Raw genomic sequence first — 18,248 nt, 5'->3', positions numbered from 1 at the left:
TAAACGCTAATTAGCGTTTACTTCTTATTTTAAAAATGATTTTCAGTTGGAATTAAATTTTGTTCCAGCGCATCACGCATTAGAAATGGTTTATTATGCCCAGGTAAAACCTGTCATATTGGTTCTAAATTTGTGATGCGACGTAATTCTGTTACAAAATAATTATCATTACACATTGCTCCCGTATACCCAGGACTTGTTTTATCAGGCATTAAACTGGCCCCTGTTGTTACTAAGTTTAATGCTTTAATTCGTAACATTTGTGTTCCCGCAGTATGACCAGGAATATGGAAGATTTCAATTTGATAACCAATTTCTTCCACAACTGTGTCGCCACTTAATGGAACAAGATTTGTTAATGGATAGACAATTCCTGGTCCTAGAATTTCACCAGTTGCGTCATCAACTTTATGTTGTGATAATAATCGTAAATCAATTTTTTGAATATAAATTTTTAAATCTGGACATTGTCGTAATACTTCATCAATTCCATCATAGTGATCAATATGACCATGGGTAATAAATAAAGCTTTTAAGGTCAGATTTTTTTGTTTAATATATTCGATTGCATCTTTTGTCGCATTGGAAGCATCAATCATAATTGCTTCATTTTGATCATTAATGATTAAATAAACATTCTGATTATCATAAGTTGCATCTACAAAATTCTTCATTTTTGCCATTAGTAGTTCTCCTTTGTCTTATTCTTCGGTTTCGGTAAACTCTTCAATAAAGTACGAGTTTTTCTCAATATAATTCAATAAATCTTCAATTAAAAACAAAACATCATTAATATTATCATGGTCTAGGCCTTTAATTTTACTAATATTCATAACATATAACTTTTGCAATAATTCATGCCCATTATCTTGATTTTCAAGACGATATCCAAATCAACGGGCAATCCCTAATGCAGCACCACCTAACAAATGGCTTAAGAAAGATTTAACATTAGGATTATCAATATGTTTGTCATAAAAAGTGGTGCGGATATAATTAATTTTAATTACTTCAGAAATAATTGTTAATAATAAATTAGTATAATCAGTAATCGTAATAATGTTTTCACCATAAGCTTGAATTTCATCATCAATTTTAACAAAAACATTCATCACACCTTTATATAATGCTTTAAAAGAAACAACATCTTTTAATTCATTATTATTGGGAACCATATCATGATAACGGTCAAAACCAATTTTTGTGCCTCATACTGCTGCTAAATAAATGCTCTCAAAAACTTCTTGTGTTGGACGATATCATTTAAAACGTAAAATAATTTTTGGATCAACAACCCCTGTTTCTTTTGTTAAAGTTTGCTGTGTTAATGCCATTGCTTCCTTATAATTTAATTTTGTGTCTTTTTTTGCTAATACTTTTATTACATATGTTTTCTCCATAAAACTTCCTTCATCCTCGTAATTCTATTCTTTTGATATTATACCATTTTTCCCAGAAAAAGTCTTGTTCTCAAATAAAATAAAAATCCGTCAAAGACGAATTTTTATTTTATTTGAGAACAGTAAACACTAGTTAGTAAATGAGAACTGACGTACACTATAACGCATTTTCCCAGTAAAATCATTAAGATTTTTTCGGTAAGTAATGATAACTGATTTAAAATTGTCCAGATTAAATTCAGCATTAAATCTTTCTGCTAAATCGTTTCATACTACACATTGCACTTCTTCACCATTATCTAAAACTCAAAATTCACATAAATCTCTTGTTTGGCCGTCTTTACTAGTTACTGTTTTTAAAGTAGGTTGTTTATCCGCCAATAAAAACTTTTCATCGTTAATAATATCATCAGCTCTTTTGGTAAATTTTTGATTCGGTCTATTATTATACACTTTTACGGTCCTCCTTTCTCTTATTCAAATGAATACTTAAAAAATCATACCTTATATTTTAATTGAAAAAAAGAAAGATTTATTATATTGTCATATGAACAAAACCATTATATCATTAAAATAATTTTAAAGAAAATTATTTTGCAAAAGGTTTATCTTTTTCCGCAAAATCATCGTTTAATAACTATTGAAAATGTTGTTTTTTAGCTCTTTTTTTATCTGCTATTCATTTTTTTAAATAATACAGCGGATAACCACTTAACATTACGCCCAATACAATAAGACAATTCCATAATTCTCACATATTTGCTGTAACCATTGCATAATAGTACATTGCTAAAATTGAACCAATAAAAGTAATTGTACAAGAACTTAAAGCTAAAATAACCAAAATAATAAAAAGTGGTTTTTGATAAAGTGGTTGATAATTAGCATCTTTCTGTCGTAAATATATTAAACTAAGCATTGTAATAAATTTTAAAACACTAACCGCAATAATAAAATAATTTGTGACATTAAACAATGATGTTCATAAAATGTAAATAATTGCTAAGCTTACTAAAAACAGGATGGCTAAATATGGCATATTAGTCCGCTTGGTTGTTTTTTGAAAAAATCCAAAAAAATCCTTTTCTTCACTCATTTTAAAAATTAATCGTGAGTGATAAACTAAAAATGAATTTAATGATCCCACAAAAATAAAAATTGCTAAAATCGAAAACAAATAATTTAAAAATGGTGGAATAGCTGGATTATTACTAATCGCATAATATCAGACATTATTAAATCCCGTTGGGCCTAACCATTGTTGTGGTTTATTAATTGTTAATAACCCAATTGCTAAAATAATATATAATAAAATAATAGCAATCGTGGCAGTAATCATTGCGCGGGGAATATTTTTGCGAGGATTAATCACTTCACCACTAACATAAGTAATCGCTTCCATACCAGAATAAGCAAACATGGTCATTGCTGTTGCTGGTAATAATAAAAATGATGAAAGATAAATTTGACTTAAATTTTTCTGGATTGTATCATCTGTAAAACTAGCAGTATTACCATAAACCATCGCAATAACTAGCACTAAAGCAATGGGCAATCCTTTTAATAAAGCAAAAATAATTTGTGAATAACCACTGCTTTTTTTAACAAAAACCTGCATAATAACTAACACTAATAAAATTATAATTCCAAACAATTTACCATATCATTCGTTATCTAACTTTAATAATGTAATTAAAATATTACCCAATGCTAAGCAAGCTGTCGCAACAGCTGTCGCACTAACAAACAACACCATAATTCAACCAAATCAAAATGAACAAGCATTTCACTTTGCACGCTTAATTCAATAATAACTTGTACCGTTTTCAGGATAAGAAGTAGCTCCTTCAGATAGTAATAACATTTCTGGTAAAACTAATAAGCCCCCTAAAATTCAAGCAACAATAATTAAGATAGGGTTAAACTGAGCTTGAAAAGCAACTTGCCCAAACGAAACTAAAATTGAAGAACCTAATGTTGCTGAAATTGCTAACGCTAAAATTTGTCAAAAGCCATATTTTTTTTGTAATTTCATTCTTATTTCCTTTCTTGTTGGATTAAAAATGCTTTAATTGCCGCAATATAAACTTGATGCCCCTTTGAAATTGCTTCAACATGGTTAACGTTTAATAATGATAATAGTTGACTTTGTCCGGGTCGTTCATATTTGACTTTTCTTGTAAAAAATTCTTTACTCATAAAATAAGGAACAAAATCATCATGATCACCATGGAAAATTAACATTGGAAAATCTTTTAATCGTTTCGCTTGTTTTAATAAATTATATTTTCGTAACTTAAAACCAATTTCGTTCTTAAATTTCTTTGTTAAACCAAAACTAATTAACCACCACGGATGTTGATAACGATATTGCATCACATATCGAAATTGCACTAATAAATTGCTAAAACCACAATCACTAACTGCTCAATGCACAAGTGGATTTTGATAACCTTCATCAATTAAATATTTTGTTAAACAAGCAGCACCCATACTATTTCCAATTAACCCAATTTCTTGCGGATGATAATTAGCTTGAAGTCATTGAATAACATCACTTAAGTTTTGTGCATTCAAGTAACCAATCCCAGTATAATTCCCCCCACTTAAACCATGAGCAACACTGTCAAAAGTTAAGACATTATAACCTTGCTGATAAAAATAAAATACTTGTCGCAGCCCTAAATACTTGTTTTCTGTTCAACCGTGTAAACCAATTACCCATTTGTTTGAATTAGAATGTTGTAAATAAAGGATACTAATTGGGTCTTGATGCTGATTTAAAATTGTTGCAGTTTTCATGGCTGCTATTTCTTCTGTACTAAAACTAAAATTAAATTGATCTAATTTTTTGGCAATAACATCTTGCTGATATACCGCAAAACTATTAAAATCAAATGTTGTTGCGTCAATTGTCATTAACCCACTACGTTGATATGTTTGAGTAAATGTAAAAAAATCTTTAACATATTTTTTTGATCAGAAATAAACTAACGGAAATAATACTATCATCCCCAAGAGACGTCATCAATTAAAACAAAATTTATGATAACCATCATTTAACGTTTTTTTATGCGGGGTTTTTTCAATTACTTTCATTTTTTTAATCCTTTTTTTGAAATAATATTCTTACTGTAACAAAAGTTTTGCGCAAAAACAATTTAAAATATCATTTTTTGCTGAAAAAAAGTTAGCATAATGAAATTTATTGCTAACTTTAATAGCAACGATTTCTTATTATGCTCCAAAAACTATCGTTTCAATTACTTTGGCAATTCCATCATGGTCATTATCTTCAGCTACCAAATTAGCAATTCCTTTAACATCATCCGGAGCATTCCCCATTGCCACACCAATGCCAGCTCACTGTAACATTGCAACATCATTATGTTCATTACCAAACGCCATCACATTCTTAGCTTTTAACTGGTATTTTTGACAAATTTGTGCAATACCACTCGCTTTATTAATATGACGACTAGTAACCTCTAACGCCGAACGATCACCACGGATTTCTTGTGAAATTTCAATTTTATCTTTTCACTTTGCAACAAGACGATTAATATCAGAAGTATAACTACTAATATAAATTTTATTAACATTAACATTAAAATTATTTGTATATAAACATGCCGTTACTTCGTCTTGAACTTCTGTAAAAGATGATAAATAGTGTTTTGTCATTTTATCTTCAAACCCTTTACAATGTAACAACATTTTATTAAACGAAGAATGATCAGCGTCAAACATAATTAATGTGTCTAAGTCAAATGCTAAGACATCAGTATAAAGCTCTCGTAATAATTGCGGATCAAAATAATCACAAAATAAAATTTCTTCTGTCGCATTATTTGCCACAACTGAACCATTTAAACTGACAGTAAAATCATTCGCATCAGTTAAGCCTAACTTTGTTACAATATGTTTTGTTTGATATAGTGGTCGCCCGGTCGCAATTACTAACTTAATATCTTTAGTAGCTAAGCCTTTTAAAACTTGTAATGTATACGGTGACATTTCACCAGTTGAATTTAAGGCTGTTCCATCTAAATCAACAGCAATTAACTTAATATCTGTCATAATCATTATTCTCCTATATAAAATAATTTTAATCTATTTTTTATTACTTGTAAAAGATATTGTTAAAGTTACAATAATTATTTGTTAGTTTTAATTCCGCTGTTCCTAGTAGAAAAGAAAAAGAGACCTCAAAACCCTTTCCGCAAGAAAAATTTTAGTTTATAATTAAACCGTAAAGCACCACGCTTTCATTTGAATTAGCGGTAAACATTAAGGAATGTTTTGAAAAGGGAATTGAGTTAATATTCTCAAGCTGTCCCAGCAACTGTAATGATGATGAACATTGTATTTACTCACTGAAAAACTTTTTTTGGGAAGAGACAATTAGTAAAATGATTCTAAGCCAGTAGACCTGCCGTTAACTCTTGGTAAAAATAAATATCCCTGGGATTGTGGTATTTGTGAGTAAATAATTTATTATCGTTAAATAATACTTTGCCTCTCATAAATATAATAATGTTTTCCTCAAGAATGGGTTTTTATTACCACTATTTTTAAAAGGAATTATTAAAAATGAAAAATTTTTCATGAAAAAAATATTTACGTTATCTACCCTTAGCGTTAATTCTTTTAACGGCTATTGTTTTAAACTTGTATTATATTCCAAAATACTATCAAGAACATCGTAAAAACAATTCTCAAAGTACTTATACCGTAACTATTCTTGGTCAAAAAGAAGATTATAGTGTTTACTTTACAAAAGGATTAAATGTTCAACATGCTGCTAATCTAGCTGATGTTTTAGTTAACTATCCAAATGATTTTGGTTTATCTTCTAGCACAATTGGTACTTTTGTCAAACGAGTTGGGACGGTTGAATTAGACCCTAAAGTAAAATACTTTAACATTCAAAGTGGTGATAACAATCAGCCCGATGCAGAACACATTAATAAGGATTGTCATGGTTCAAACAATTCTTGTAATGTTGGAATTGATTTACTTTGATTAACCCCAAACACGGATAATGTCTTTCGCTTTGTTATTAATAATGTAACCAACCCTTAGAAATGAGTGAATAAATGTGAAAAAAATTAAGAAAGAAGATATTTGACCCTCAACTCTAAAAGTAACCTTAAAAATGACCGTCATTGCCCTTTTCAGTGGTTTAGCTCTCGCTTTGAAAATTGCCTTTGCTTTTTTACCAAACATTGAATTTGTTACTTTCATTTTAATGTTTAGTATTATTTTCTTTACCCTTGAAGTTGGGTTTGGGATTATCAATGTTTATTGTGCATTAAATATGGTTTACTTTGGCGTTGCTGATTGAAGTATTATGTACTTTATTATTTTTAACTTATACGGCATTATTATGTTTCTTTGTAAACAATTTGTTTATTGATGATGATGAATGATGATAATTATTTGTGGCTTAATGGGCTATCTATTTGGATCATTGTATGCAATCCAAACAGCAGTCTTATATAGCCCCAGTGTGGGACTAGCATATTGAATTAATGGTCTTGTCTTTGATGCGATTCACGGAACCGGTAACGCCGTTATTTGTGCCGTGCTATATCCAATCATTTATAAATTAATGCAAACATTATATCCCAAATGACCTTATTTATTTAACAAAAAATTTATTAAATACGTTCATAAAAACAAACCACAGTTAGAAGCATCACCACTCACCCACCTTGATTCTGATGCTAATAATGAAAAAATACCAGCTGAATAACTGGTATTTTTTCATTATTGCACAATAATCACAAATTTATTTTAAATCTAACTAACTAATTAATATCAATTTATTTTTATCCAAAATAATCAACAGGTAGTAAACATTTATTACATTAATATATAGTTTTATCATCTTTATTGATCAAAAATAGAGGTTTAATAAAAAGGATACCTTATTAAACTATAACATTTATCCTTCTTTAAAATAAATTTATAATTATTACATATATTATACTCTTTTTTTCTGTAAAATAAAATACTTTTTTCGTAAAAAGAAGAATTTTTTACTACTGTATTCCCTTTACTTCACTAAGTAACGCTTGTTATTGTTGATTTAATTTAAAAAAGCAATGTTAATTGCTTTTTTAAATACTATTAAATATTATAAACCACATTTTAATTGGACGTTACAATTATTACATGTAACACATCCCCCGGCATCAATCATAGTTCCTTCTTTACAAATTGGACAAACATCACCAACTTCAGCTCCGATATTACGGTCTTGATTAATTCCACGTAATTTTCCAACTGTTTTAACATTTTCGGTTACTTTTTTATTGGGGCGATTATCAACTTCCACACCTAAATCATCTAAGTTTAATTGTTCTAATGCTGGATGATTTTCATCAGTTGTTAATGACAATACTTGTGAATCACGTGAACCATCAACATAAACCGTTCCCCCTTTAGCACCACCTTTATATAAACGAGTATAAATTTTTTCAACATCTTTTACCGAATACCCACGTGGTGCATTAACAGTTTTTGAAATTGACGAGTCAACTCAGCGTTGAATAATACATTGGGTATCAGCATGATCTTCTGGTGCTAAATCCATTGCGGCAACAAAAATATCAGGTAATGTTTCAGCGGTATATTCCGGATTATACTTTAATCATTCATCAACAATTTTAGCATTAACTTCAATGTTTTTTCCTAAACGTCCTGAACGATAAAACTTAAAGCCAAAGTATGGTTCTAACCCAGTTGAAACACCAACCATTGTTCCTGTTGAACCAGTTGGAGCAATTGTTAACAAGTGTGAATTACGAATTCCATGCTTTAGGATTTCTTGACGAATATCTGCTGACATTTTTTTCATATATCCTGTTTCAATAAATTTTTCCCGTGATGTTAAGAATGGGAATGATCCTTTTTCTTGCGCTAAAGCAATTGATGTTCGATATGCTTCAGTAGCAATTAATTCAAAAATCTTATCAACAACTTCATTACCAAGTTTACTTCCATAACGCACACCATGGAAAATTAACAAGTCATGTAATCCCATAACTCCTAATCCAACTCTTCGTTCTCCTAACGCTTGTTTTTGGTTAGCTTCTAAGAAATATGGTGTTGCATCAATTACATCATCTTGCATGCGAACACAAGTTTGAACGGTTGTTTTTAATTTGTCATATAAGATTTCTTTTGTTGCTTTATTAACAAAATTAGCTAAGTTAATTGCTGCTAAATTACATACCGAATACGGTGCTAATGGTTGTTCACCACAAGGATTTGTCGCAACAACTTTCATTCCATAAGCTTTGGCATTTGTCATATCATTTGCGGTATCTAAGAAGAAGATTCCTGGTTCCGCTGAGTAATTAGCACAGAAATTAATTAAATCTCATAAATCACGAGCACGCATACGGTAATATGTTTTAACTTTATATCCCAGTGCTTGTCATTCATTAATATCACCAATTTCGGCTCATTTTTCATCATACAAGGCTTTCTCTTCTTTAGTATAGTTATCTAAATCAGGGAATTGAAGTTCTCATTCGGCATCATCTTCAACTGCTTTCATAAATTTATGCGTTAAAGTTACCGAAATGTTTGCTCCTGATAAAAATGAAGGATTATTAACTTCTCAAGCACCACCTTCTTCTAACTTAATTCGTGTTTCATTAATAACACGGTCATTCCCAATTTCAGTTTCATTATTTAAAGCATATTCATACAAATTGCGATCTAATTCTGATAATGGCACAAATTTAATTTTGCGACTTGCTTCATCACGAATTAATTTATCTTTTGAATTTTCTTTTAATCAACGTAAAATTTTTGGGTTTTGCATTTTCGAAATAATAAATTCAATCACATCAGGATGTCAATCAGCCATCATAATCATTTGAGCACCACGACGTGATCCCCCTTGTTCAACTAAATGTGTTAATGTTGATAAATCATTTAATCATGAGACTGCTCCTGACGAACGACCCCCAACACTTTTTGCCACTGTTCCGCGCGGACGTAATGTTGAACCATTTGTTCCAACACCACCCCCATGCGACATAATTTCCATAACTTCTTTCCGATGGATTGAGATTCCTTCCCGTGAATCTTTAATAAATGGCATTACAAAACAATTAAAAAAGGTAACATCACTATTACTTCCAGCACCATATAACACACGTCCGGCAGGAATAATATTTAAATCTTTTAATTCATTAAAAAACTGGTCACGATAAATATTATGTTTTTGTTCATTTTTACTAAGTGCATTCCCAACCCTTCAGGCAATTTGTTCGTAAAAGATTTCTAATGGTTTTTCAACCATATGTAAGTTTTTTCGAATTATATTATTTGAATTATTAATTAATAAATCTGGATCAATGCTATGGGCATAATTCGCTTCAATTTGGATATCAACAGTATCGTTCTTACGATCAACAGCAACCACATTCCCAATTCCTCGGGTTGGAAACCAACCGTCATCTTTAATTACGGTCAATACTAAATCATTTGCTTTTAATGTTTTTAACTCATTATCTTTTTGAGCATAACGATCAAGCACCACCATTCTTGAAACCCCATCAAAAACCATATTATAATCTTCTTCAATCTCTTTTAAATGGGGAAAATGTTCTCTAATATCCTTATTTAAACTATTAATTAATTCTTTTGAGTACATCTTGTTTCTCCTCCTTACTCATTCCATTTCCTTTATCATAAACATAAAATAAGTATACCAAACTTTATTAGCAAATTAATATCTTTTCAAATAGTAACGATAATTTAAGCATAATTTTAAAAAATAGACACAAAATAGTTTTATTTTTTGGAAAAAAAAAGACGCTAACAATAGCTTGTTTTGTCTTTTTTTATCTTAAATAAACTTAAATGCTTTTGAAGGTTCTAATAAATCAATTAAAATTCCTTCCTTTTTCAAATTTGTTATGAAATTTGTTTTTCCATTAAGTAATAATTTCCTTTTTGTTAAATAAATTTCACCATTATAACGCGGATACAAATAATTATCAATTAATAAACTATAGCGTGGAACCATCAAATGTTGATTATTCCATGGCTTAATATTTGCATTATTGCTATTCAATCCGCGGCTTTCCACAAATCGTAAAACTTGGCTATTAGCATCATTGCGAATGTGATAAACCTTGTTTTTTAATAATGCAATAATTTGCTCTGGTAAATTATTATAGTCTAATCTAATTGTCAATTCTGGACTGTTATTAATTTCTACTAAGAACTTTAAGTCAGAATCACTAATCATTGTATCACTAATAATACAATTTTCAACCCCAAAATGACGATATCATTGTAATTGTAAATATGGTGCCATTTGCCGGAATTTTTCAATAGTTGGTAAACCTTGAAATAAGGGACCACGCGGATATTCTAAAGCAGCAAGAAAAGTAAAGATTGGAAGACCATATTCTTGGAATGCTTTTGTCCGAACAATAAACTCACTAATGTCCATTCCCGTATATGGTTTAGGATAAAAATTATAAGAAATCGCCAATCGCTGCGAACCTCGTTTTTGAATAATTTCTAATAAATCTTTTAACCGATTATCACTGCCATTTAAATGGATATCACATTTTAAGTTATCAATAAGATCAAAAACCTCTGAAGTTGAAAAGCCAAAATCTAATCGTAAGGCATCAGGTGCATAATCATTAACTAAATCATAACTAAAATAAGTTTTACTAATATCTAAAATTGTATATAGTCCCAAGTCACGAGCATATTTAATTAGTACTTTTAAATCAGCAGTACTATGATCCTTTTCAAAATAATGACCACTATAAAAAACCGTTTTAAAGCCAGCTTGCGCTGCTTTTTGTAAGTATTCTTTATTTTTTTCAACTGTAATACCTTGGTTTGTATAAATTGAGATTCCTAGCATTTTCTTTTTCCCCTTTTTAAAAAATAAAAAACGTCTTAATTTTTAAGATGTTAAAAAAGATTTGTTACTTATCATTAATTACTTTTGTTACTAAATTATCATATTCTGCTAATAATGTTTCACTTTCAGCATAAGAAACGTTTTTTAAAATCATAATAATTGCATTTTTACATGCATAGTTTGCGGCAATTAAAGTTTCAGCAACAACTTCATCACTAGCATTTGTGACAGCTTTAACGATGCGTGCTGTTCGTACTTTTAATTTTTCATTTGTCGCCAACAAATCAACCATTAAATTTTGATATACTTTTCCTCATTTCACCATTAAAGTTGTTGAAATCATATTACATACTAATTTTGTTGCTGTTCCTGCTTTCATTCTAGTACTACCAGTTACAACTTCCGCTCCTGTTTCAATTGCAATAACTTCATCAGCAACTGTTAACATTTCTGAATTTTTTGTCATACATAACCCAACTGCTAAAGCACCAATTGTTTTTGCATATTCTAAACCAGCTAAAACGTAAGGAGTTCGTCCTGAAGCACCAATCCCAACCACAGTATCTAATGATTGCAAATTTAGTGCTTTTAAATCATTCATCCCCAAGTCACGGTCATCTTCGGCTCCTTCAGCCGGGATCCTAATGGCATCATCGCCACCGGCAATAATTCCAATAATTTGATCAGGGTTAAGACCATAAGTTGGCACCATTTCTGACGCATCAAGAATTCCAAGCCGTCCTGATGTTCCAGCTCCCATATAAATTAATCTTCCACCCTGGTTAAAACGAGCAAAAATTAAATCAATGACTTTTGCGATTGTTGGTAATTGTGCTTGGGCTGCTGTTGCAATTTTCGCATCTTCATTATTAATGATTGTTAAAATTCCCATTGTATCAGCTTGATCAAGTTCCATACTATTTTTATTTCGTTGTTCAGTATCTATTTTTGATAAATCAATTTTTTGCATAATATTTCTCCCCTATATATCTCTTATTCAACTTTAACATGGGCCATTTTACTACGTTCTGCTTTTGGTAATTGATAATATGCTATTGTTCAGTAAATAAAAATTCCAATAATAGTAATAAAAGCTAATGTTCATAAAATTTTTTGATATAATTTGTATTTTCCATCTTTACGATATAATTCTTTCATATCATTACCACCGGCTTTGACAATCCGCGAATAACCAAACATTGTCACAAGCCATCCGGCAACAACAGAAATAACACATCCCACTAAATAAATTCCAACAGCTAACGGAATGTTACCGGTATCTGTTGTCATCATAAAGGTTGCTAAAATCCCCGATGGACCAAACATTGCATTTAATCCAAATGTGACATGTCCTCACATATAAACTGCACCAATAAAGAATCCACCAAATCCAGCAGCAATTGATGCGGTAACAAACGGACGAATTCGTGGTAATGTTACCCCATAAATCATTGGTTCACCAATTCCAAAGATAGCTGGAATTAACGCCCCTTGAATTTGACGACGTAATAAACTACCTTTTGTTGCTAAAATTCATAAGGCAATCCCTGTTCCAACTTGCGCCATTCCGGCCATTCCTAAAATTGGGAATAAACCATTAACCCCAGTTTCTTTAATTAAAATACCATAAATTGGAACAAATCCTTGGTGGACACCAAAGGCAACAGCTAATAAGAAAATCGCTGCTAAAACAAATGCTCCAAACGGATTAGTATATAAATGGGCAAAGAATCATGCCACTGCCGCATATAAATATCCTGAAATTGGAATCAATAAGAAAATATTTAATAATAATAGACCAAATAACACTAAGGTTGGTGTCCCAATAGTATCTAAAACCCCGGGCATAAACTTACGAACTCCACGTTCCATTCATAACGCGGCTGTTGCTGTTAATAATGCTCCTAAAATATTTCCTGATGGATAACCAAACACTAATTTCCCGTTATCTAGTTCCGGACGGAATCCAACTGTTAATCAGTTTGTTAATGGGTTACTAATGTTAATTCCTAAATAATTAACATGGTTCGCATCACCAACAACTAACATTGGAATGACACTACTTACAAATACGGGTGAATAAATGGCAGCCGTCATTGCTCCTAAAACACCACTACCGCCTCATACTTCACAAGTTCTTCAACCAACAATAATAATGAAGGCATTTTTTCAAATATTTAAAATTAAATTTAAGGCATTAAATCATGACACTGCGTCGGCTGGGGCATGACTTGTGTCCATTACACCCCCATATACTGACTGCATAATTCCAGCAATTCCTGATAAAATCCCAGCCCCAATAAACCCAATAATCATTGGTGAAAAGATTCTTGAAAATTTAGTAAAAAAAGTTTGTACTCAATTTTGTTTTGCTTTCATTTCCCCTTTAACAGCTTGCGCTGCTTCGGCTGCTGTTACAAATGAACCAGAACCATCTTTGTCACTATAAGCTGTTTTATTAGCATTAACTAGTTTCCCAAATGCTTGAGTCACATTTGCAACAAAACCTGGTCCTAAAACAATTTGTAACTCCGTTGGTGAGGGTGTTAAGATTCCCATCACATTCGGTGTTGTTTTTAGTTTTTCTAAATCAACATTTGCTCCTGGCTTTAAATTAAGTCGTAATCTTGTTAAACAATTTGTATACGAGACAACATTATCCGCTTTGACAATATCAGCAATGTCTTTCGCTGTCTTTTTCGGATCTTTTGCCATTTTAATTTCCTCTCTTTCTCATTAAAAAATATTAATTATTTTTAATACATATCTTTATCATAAAAGAAAGCAGCATAATTACAAGAAAAATCTTATCATCTGTAATTTAATCTCAAAATTTGTAAATTTTAAAATTTTGGAACTAATGTTTGTTCTAAAACATGCCGATAATGTTCTAAATCAGTTGCTAACAACGAAAAATAAATCATATCTAACCCAAATAACAAGGCAAACCGACTTGTTGTTGAAATTAAGCGTTCAATTGATTCATTACTACTAATTGTAATTTCATAATTAGCTAAATTAGATAAGGTATTATTTGATTGACGACAAACAATAACAATTGGGGTTTGATTTTGGTGACAAATTTTTGCTAATTTAATTAAATCCAATGTTTCACCAGAATATGAAACAAACAACGCTAAATCATCAGCATTTAACTGCTGCGCTAAAAAATAACCATTATGAAAATCATTCACAGCAATAATGTTAAATCCAACTCGAAGGAGTTTTTCTTGAAAATCCTTAGCCACATTATAAGTTCCCCCAACAGCAAAAATAACAATTCGGTGGGCTGTTTTTAAATTAGTAATTACTTTATTAATGGTCTCTTTTTGTTTTAATCCTAACCGAAACGTTTCATGTAAACTACGAATAATATTATGATAAGTATTAAACATTAATGCATTATTACTTTCGCTTGCCATAATACTTTCTTCGCCAGCAAGATTATGATTAAAATATTTAATAATATGAATTAATTCTTTATACCCATCTAAATCTAAAAACTTAGTAAAACGATTAATTGTCGCCACTGATGTATAAGTATATTCCGCCATTTCTTTGATTGTAATGTCAGGAACAAGCATTAGATTTTGTAAAATATATTTTGCAATAAAAGAAAAGCGATGGTCAGCATCAGTACTAATCGCTTTGATTTTACGAATTACTTCATTTTCCGTCATTATTTTCGTTCTCCTTACCCTTTTTTCTTATTATATCTTTCAAACACAAATCAAACAATCATTAACACAAAAAAACCAATTCCCGCAATTGATAATAAAACAATGGCCGGAACTATTAATTTTAATAAATAAAGTAATAACCCAATTAAAGCCACTAAGGTTGACCCTAAAAGACCACCATTAATAATTCATTTTTGTTTTGTTGTAAAATTAAACATTTAAAACCCTCATTAAAAGATAAATAATATTATTTCAAACAATATCTTCTTTTTAACTATACCTTATTTCGCTAGTTTTGCAAAGAATTATGACTTAATAAATCACAACAATTAAAAAAGTAATCTTCCGATTACTAATTAAACTTCTAATAATTCTTTTGTTATTGCAATTATTTTTTTAACATCTTCCACTTTAGTATAACCATCTTGATCCATAATTGAAGAATAAATATGCGGAATAACTTTCTTAACATTTGCTTGTAACGCAATTTGTAAAATCTCTTGATAATTTTCTAATGTAATGCCCCCTGTTGGTTCTAATCACATTCCTATTTTAGCACATTCTGTCGCAACAATTTGATATTCATCACGATACTTTAATCCTTCCATTGGAAAAAACTTAATTGATGTCGCTTTCATTTCTTGTGCCATAATCAGAGCTGTTCGTACTGGAACAATTGCCACCGCTTCATTGCTACTCATTGGTCCGGTTGAAATTTTAACCATTCCTGGTTGACCTGTTGGGGAAATTAAGCAATTAATAATACAATTTTCGCGTACAACTTTTCCCCGGGTATAACCAACAACAGGAAAGACTTGATTAACATGTTGGGGATTAATGTGACTCGCAATTTTAACAACATGATAACATTGTTGGGGATCACCAGCTCCCAGTCCAACACTTGCAACATCACCAACCACTGCTTGGAATTGTTCTAAATAGGTAATTGCCAATTGAGGTGTAGCAAAATCCTTTGCTAAAACACCAATCAAAGCATGCCCACCACTAGCTTGATGAATTGCTTGGGCATTTTGAATATCTTTTGCTAAAACATTAATACAAACACGATCTTTAATAAATAACATTTAGTTCCCTCCTTTATTGGTAAAACTATGAATTGTTTCTGAAATAATTTCAAGATCAGCACGAGTCAAAACTCGTGAGTCAAAATAAATAATATTCTTATTAACAAAATTATTACGGGTAATAATTTGGGGATTAGACTGCTCTAAAAAATTAACAAGGTCTATTGCATGATACTTTGTTATTGCGGTATCAATTGTTAGTTTTAACCGGAATAATTCGCGCCCCGCGTCATCAGGTTCAAGCTTTCCTTTTATTCCCGGAATATCACTTAATTTCCGTTGTAAAATATTTAATAATTTTACTTGTTGATTTTTATCAACCACATTATTTAAGTATTCTTCAATAGCTAAAATAAGACCAGCAATATTTTCTTTCCCAATTTTCATCGCACGACCAATTCCGTTACTTTGACCCCGAATAAAATCCAAATATCTTTTTTTCCCTAAAATAAGACCACTAGTTGGTCCTGAAATCGCTTTTGAACCACTATAAATAATAATATCAGCCCCCATTTGATAATACTTTTGTAAATCCTCTTCCGCAGCACAGTCAATAATAAACGGAATTTGGGCTGCTTTTGCAACTGCAATTGCTTCAGGAACAGATAAAATTGATTTCTGAACGCTATGATGAGATTTAATGTATAAAATAGCGGCAGTTTGTGAATTAATCTGCGCCTTAAGATCATCTTGACTACAAAGATTAGCATAACCAGCCTCTTGCACAATTCCCCCCCCAAGATTAACCATTGTTTCAATTGCACCGCCAAAATTAACATTATGTCCTTTCGGGAGAATAATTTCATTTGGAGCTAAAACATTTTTATTAATATTCATTTGTAATAAATAATTGTCCTTGGCAATCACCCCCGCAACCGCTTGCACAATTCCCCCCGCGGCACAATTTACAATATGAACATCTTCCACTTTTAACAAAGTTGCTAAATGCTTACTAGCTGCTTGTAACAAATCTTTAATAACAACATATTCTTTCCCAGCAGTAGCAATTGCTTGACCAACTGTATCAGAAATGGTTGAGACACCAATAATTGACATTTTTCCAGCAGCATTAATAACTTTTTTTAATCCTAATTGTTGATAAATATTTTTACTTTGTGTTTTCATCTTTTCGTCTCCTTAAATCAATTAATTTGTTTTTTGTAAAACACATTTGTGGTTCAATTATTTTGGATAAAGTTCGAGGATTTTTTTCATTGTTATTATCAAAAACAGTAATTTCAACCGGCTTAACTTGAAAAAAGGTTAAGTCAGCAATATAATCTTGCTCTAATTTTCCGATTTTTTTTAAATTAAAGAAATTAGTTGGAGTAATTGTAACCTTCTCAATAATGCTTGCTAATGGTAAACCAAATGATAACATTTTGCTTAAAACAGCAGCTAATGAAAAAACTGGTCCTTGCAAGCGATTTCGTTGATAAAGATCACTACTAATAAAGTCAGGATAAAAGCCTGCTTTAATTGCGGCAGTAAAAGTTTTAAAACTAAAACTTTCACTGCCATGACCAACATCTAATTTTACACCGCGCTTTTGCGCTAAAAGTAACACTTTTATGACATCATCGCTTCGGTTAAAAATCCGATTTGCTTTGCCATGATAAGCATGCGAAATAATAACTTGTTGGCCACAAGTAGCAAGAATTGAAGTAATATCAGGGGGGGCATTTCCAATATGAACCATCATTGGAATTTTCGTAGTTTCTTGCCAAGCAACTGTTTTTTGTAGCGCTCATAAACCATTATCCCCAACCACACTAGAAGACATTCGAATTTTAATTCCTAAAATAAAATCAGAATATTGCTGTAACTTTTTTGTTACTAATGGTAAATCCAAATTTGTTCGATCAAGTAATTCCCCTTGAAAAGGAATCCCAATTTTTGCTACATTAATTAAACTATAAACATTAGTTTGATAAGTTTGTGCCAAACGATAAAAATCATCAATGTCGTTGGCCCCACAACTACCAGCATCAATTATTGTGGTGACGCCTTGTTTCACCCCAATCGCATCGGGGTCATCAGTATACAACGAATGTTTTTCATAACAATGGGTATGAATATCAATTCAACCAGGGCTAACATAACATTCATTATGTAAATCATATTGCTGATAGTTACTAAAATTATTAAGATTTAAGTTACTAACCTTATC

Annotated in this window: 17 protein-coding genes and 1 riboswitch; of the genes, 2 read left to right on the top strand and 15 right to left on the bottom strand. The window is 30.9% G+C overall.

The features are described 5' to 3' along the window. Nucleotides 1–29 precede the first annotated feature (29 nt). The 6 genes from E7Y35_RS06615 to E7Y35_RS06590 all read right to left on the bottom strand — a co-directional run bounded on the left by E7Y35_RS06615 (nt 30) and on the right by E7Y35_RS06590 (nt 5,480). Nucleotides 30–683 (bottom strand): MBL fold metallo-hydrolase, encoded by a 654-nt coding sequence (locus E7Y35_RS06615; RefSeq protein ID WP_283272193.1) that lies wholly within the window; start codon nt 681–683, stop codon nt 30–32. 18 nt (nt 684–701) lie between these two features. Beyond that, complete coding sequence (locus E7Y35_RS06610; protein ID WP_283272192.1) at nt 702–1,400, bottom strand: hypothetical protein; 699 nt, start codon at nt 1,398–1,400, stop codon at nt 702–704. Nucleotides 1,401–1,529: 129 nt separating this feature from the next. Continuing rightward, entirely contained in the window at nt 1,530–1,853 is a 324-nt protein-coding gene (locus E7Y35_RS06605; RefSeq protein ID WP_283272191.1) for a hypothetical protein, read from the bottom strand. Nucleotides 1,854–2,037: 184 nt separating this feature from the next. Beyond that, nucleotides 2,038–3,435 (bottom strand): amino acid permease, encoded by a 1,398-nt coding sequence (locus E7Y35_RS06600; RefSeq protein ID WP_283272190.1) that lies wholly within the window; start codon nt 3,433–3,435, stop codon nt 2,038–2,040. A 2-nt stretch (nt 3,436–3,437) separates the two neighbouring features. Beyond that, the gene (locus E7Y35_RS06595; protein ID WP_283272189.1) at nt 3,438–4,499 is read right to left on the bottom strand and encodes an alpha/beta hydrolase; all 1,062 of its coding nucleotides are present in this window, start codon (nt 4,497–4,499) and stop codon (nt 3,438–3,440) included. A 138-nt stretch (nt 4,500–4,637) separates the two neighbouring features. Beyond that, entirely contained in the window at nt 4,638–5,480 is an 843-nt protein-coding gene (locus tag E7Y35_RS06590; RefSeq protein ID WP_283272188.1) for a Cof-type HAD-IIB family hydrolase, read from the bottom strand. Between the two features lie 184 nt (nt 5,481–5,664). Further along, a riboswitch (cobalamin riboswitch) is annotated at nt 5,665–5,854 on the top strand. 139 nt (nt 5,855–5,993) lie between these two features. On the opposite strand from E7Y35_RS06590, the gene E7Y35_RS06585 reads away from it, so the two are divergent. Together E7Y35_RS06585 and E7Y35_RS06580 are read left to right on the top strand one after the other, a co-directional pair. Beyond that, the gene (locus E7Y35_RS06585; protein WP_283272187.1) at nt 5,994–6,485 is read left to right on the top strand and encodes a hypothetical protein; all 492 of its coding nucleotides are present in this window, start codon (nt 5,994–5,996) and stop codon (nt 6,483–6,485) included. Between the two features lie 16 nt (nt 6,486–6,501). Then, on the top strand, nt 6,502–7,158 hold the full coding sequence (locus E7Y35_RS06580) for a hypothetical protein (RefSeq protein WP_283272186.1): 657 nt from the start codon (nt 6,502–6,504) through the stop codon (nt 7,156–7,158). Nucleotides 7,159–7,542: 384 nt separating this feature from the next. Here the strand turns inward: E7Y35_RS06580 and E7Y35_RS06575 are convergent, their stop codons facing one another. From E7Y35_RS06575 to E7Y35_RS06535, 9 genes are all read right to left on the bottom strand, one after another. Continuing rightward, nucleotides 7,543–10,077, bottom strand: a complete 2,535-nt coding sequence (locus E7Y35_RS06575; RefSeq protein ID WP_283272185.1) for a vitamin B12-dependent ribonucleotide reductase — start codon at nt 10,075–10,077, stop codon at nt 7,543–7,545. Nucleotides 10,078–10,272: 195 nt separating this feature from the next. After that, complete coding sequence (locus E7Y35_RS06570) at nt 10,273–11,313, bottom strand: MupG family TIM beta-alpha barrel fold protein (protein ID WP_283272184.1); 1,041 nt, start codon at nt 11,311–11,313, stop codon at nt 10,273–10,275. A 64-nt stretch (nt 11,314–11,377) separates the two neighbouring features. Further along, nucleotides 11,378–12,283 (bottom strand): N-acetylmuramic acid 6-phosphate etherase, encoded by a 906-nt coding sequence (murQ, locus tag E7Y35_RS06565; protein ID WP_283272183.1) that lies wholly within the window; start codon nt 12,281–12,283, stop codon nt 11,378–11,380. Nucleotides 12,284–12,306: 23 nt separating this feature from the next. Next, a complete protein-coding gene (locus E7Y35_RS06560; RefSeq protein WP_283272182.1) occupies nt 12,307–14,028 on the bottom strand; it encodes a PTS transporter subunit EIIC in 1,722 nt (573 codons plus the stop codon). Nucleotides 14,029–14,156: 128 nt separating this feature from the next. Beyond that, nucleotides 14,157–14,993 (bottom strand): MurR/RpiR family transcriptional regulator, encoded by an 837-nt coding sequence (locus E7Y35_RS06555; RefSeq protein WP_283272181.1) that lies wholly within the window; start codon nt 14,991–14,993, stop codon nt 14,157–14,159. Nucleotides 14,994–15,007: 14 nt separating this feature from the next. Next, a complete protein-coding gene (locus tag E7Y35_RS06550; RefSeq protein ID WP_283272180.1) occupies nt 15,008–15,211 on the bottom strand; it encodes a hypothetical protein in 204 nt (67 codons plus the stop codon). Nucleotides 15,212–15,349: 138 nt separating this feature from the next. Beyond that, entirely contained in the window at nt 15,350–16,078 is a 729-nt protein-coding gene (gene dagF / locus E7Y35_RS06545) for a 2-dehydro-3-deoxy-phosphogluconate aldolase (RefSeq protein WP_283272179.1), read from the bottom strand. Then, on the bottom strand, nt 16,079–17,203 hold the full coding sequence (locus E7Y35_RS06540) for a DgaE family pyridoxal phosphate-dependent ammonia lyase (RefSeq protein ID WP_283272178.1): 1,125 nt from the start codon (nt 17,201–17,203) through the stop codon (nt 16,079–16,081). Continuing rightward, nucleotides 17,187–18,125, bottom strand: coding sequence for an amidohydrolase family protein (locus E7Y35_RS06535; protein WP_283272176.1), 939 nt, complete (start codon nt 18,123–18,125; stop codon nt 17,187–17,189). Before E7Y35_RS06535 ends, E7Y35_RS06540 begins: the two co-directional genes overlap by 17 nt. Nucleotides 18,126–18,248: the final 123 nt, after the last annotated feature.

It is taken from the genome of Spiroplasma sp. SV19, assembly GCF_030060925.1.
Taxonomy (GTDB): domain Bacteria; phylum Bacillota_I; class Bacilli_A; order Mycoplasmatales; family Mycoplasmataceae; genus Spiroplasma.
Note: the sequence above shows the minus strand (reverse complement) of the source record. Positions and strands in the feature narration are given on the sequence as shown.